At 55.4% G+C, this 2289-nt stretch carries 1 protein-coding gene and 1 pseudogene; both read left to right on the forward strand.

Annotation, left to right across the window (positions count from 1 at the left end; genetic code table 11):
* Nucleotides 1-1963: pseudogene (locus tag AQR02_RS33260) on the forward strand (tubulin-like doman-containing protein); the annotation flags it as partial.
* A gap of 4 nt (nt 1964-1967) precedes the next feature.
* On the forward strand, nt 1968-2276 hold the full coding sequence (locus AQR02_RS00550) for a hypothetical protein (RefSeq protein ID WP_054938927.1): 309 nt from the start codon (nt 1968-1970) through the stop codon (nt 2274-2276).
* The last annotated feature ends 13 nt before the right edge of the window (nt 2277-2289 follow it).

A 2289-nucleotide genomic window follows, 5' to 3' on the forward strand; every position in this document is an offset into this window, starting at 1 on the left:
TTTCAGTGAGGAGCTGGAGCGCATCTTCCTGCATCCCGAGCAGGGGCCGTTCTATGTCTCGCGGCTGCTCTACACCGAGAAGGGCTTCTGCATCCTGAAGCTGATCCAGTCCTATATCGAAGCGCTGCGTGAGAGTCTTCTGCGCCTGCCGCGTGATATTGAGACGGCGCAGGACAGCGCGGAAGAGAAGCTGGGTGATGCGCGCAGCGCTTTTGTCTCCAAGGAGAAAAAGAAAAACGCTTATATCGAAGCCAAGATCAACGAGTACTGGCTGCATGCCGATGTGGAGCGCACAGAGCAGATGATCCAGTTCTATGAGGATCTGTTTGAGCTGCTGAATGAGGAGAATAACCGGATTTACGGCGTGTTTACAGAGATCCTCAGTGCGCTGAGCTCGATTTTCGAGAAGAACGGGGATATTCTGCTGAGCGGTGAAGAGCAGGCGGATCACAAGGGCAACAAAACCTACTATTGGAATATCGTCAACGTGCCGGATATTTCCGCGACGATCTCCAAGGTGATGGACCAGAAGGACGGCGATGACCTGATCCGTGACTTTACTCGTGAAATGCTTAAGCATTCCGGACGCTGGGTCAGAGAGCAGGAGATCGATATTGTCCGTTCCATCTCTGAGTTCCTGAGCGACAAGTTCGGGGATCTGATTACACGTTCCATGGAAGATTTCCTGGTGATGAAATACGGCCGTGAGGAGCCGCTGGACAAATTCGTGGAGCGGATAATCGCAGGCAGGCTGGATGAGGATGCGGTGCCGATCTTCCATCTCAGCAACAGCTCAGGCAGCCTGCACTTCCCGTCATGGGGCTTCGTGTCCGTGCCGGTCAAAGCGCCGGGCATCCTGAAGGGGATTCGCAATTACCAGAATAACGCACTTGGCAAATCACAGTTTACGGTGAAGGAGAGTGAGGTTAAGAACCGGATTTTCTGGCTCAATACCCGTAACGGGGTGCCGCTCTTCGTCTATACGCCGCTCCGGGTGTTCGAGGAGAATTATGAACGGACGATCCTCGACAAGGAAGGCATCGGCCGCCATTTGGTAATGACCGATAAGAACAACTGGACCTACCTGCCGTCTCCGATTCCGGAGAAGTCATGGGGTGACACCTATGTTAACCCGCGTGTCCGTGAATACAACGCCAGGGTGCGGGCCGATTTCGCCCGGGCGCTGAAGAGTGGAGTTATTATCGAAAAGGGCCCTGACGAAAATACGAGCAGCCGTTTCTCGGTCATCTTCACCAAGCCGTTTGATCTGGAGAAGCTGCTGGGCGGCTATGATCTGCAGCTGGGCTCGTCCCGTCCGAATCTCGGGGAAGTGAAGAAGGCAGCTGATGAGCTGCGGACGCTGCGTGAGAACGGACTGGAGCGTGAAGGGGTTAAGGATATTTTCGGGAGCATCAACATGGAGCTGGCCCAGGAGAACCTGATCCGCTCACCGCAGCTGATCACCCGTGTCCGCGAGGAGCTGCTCAAATATGACGCCCTGACAGCCAAAGCAGCTGAGCTGGACGCTCTGCTCCGTCAATATCTCGACGAAGATAAGTGGCTGGACCAGTTCATCGAGGCGCTCTATACCGATACCATCGTCAAAAAAGGTGCACTGTATGTCTATGACCGTGACGAGGAAGAAGAGGCCTGGGAGCCGTTCGCTAATTTAATGAAGGAACGCAGCTATGTGGAATATGCCGTCTACCGCCATTTCCGCGAGCTGGATGAGAAGAGCCGCAGTGTGCTGCTGCGCAAAGCGGCGCGCCGCTCCGGAGAAATGACGGCAGCTGAAGATGTAACCCCGCTGCTGTATAAGCTGGAGGGGCTGTATGTTTCCTTCCTGGAGGCACGCGACAGCCTGGAATACGAACGGGTAGAGCATGCGAACGGGGACGAAATGTATGCCTTCTACAAGAGTCTGACCGGTAAGCTCGGCAGTATCCGCAGGAAGCTGAAGTAAGCCTATGATTAGAAAAGAAGCGCTTGTTTATGCCGAACAATACGCAGCGCAGGAAGAGGCGCAGCACAGTAAGGGGGATGGCCGCAGCAGCATCCATTACCCTGCGCTGTTCCTGTTCCTCGGCGACAAAGTAACCCCGGCCATCGGCCCGGTGCTGGAGCGGTGCGAGCGGAAGTGGGACAATGCCGCCGGCGTTCTGGCGCTGCATGCGGCGGCTCAAGGCAGCAGCGAGCAAGGCAGTGGCAAAGGATATGGTGTTAAGGTGCAGGAGACCGGTAAGGATTATGCTGGTGATGGCAGCAGGGAACGGTGATGACCATGGCTCT

It is taken from the genome of Paenibacillus ihuae, assembly GCF_001368795.1.
GTDB classification, from domain to species: domain Bacteria; phylum Bacillota; class Bacilli; order Paenibacillales; family Paenibacillaceae; genus Paenibacillus_AQ; species Paenibacillus_AQ ihuae.

What these genes read in the sequence shown, in the direction of transcription:
- AQR02_RS00550 (WP_054938927.1), top strand. Translation starts at nt 1,968, where the DNA reads ATGATTAGAAAAGAAGCGCTTGTTTATGCCGAACAATACGCAGCGCAG.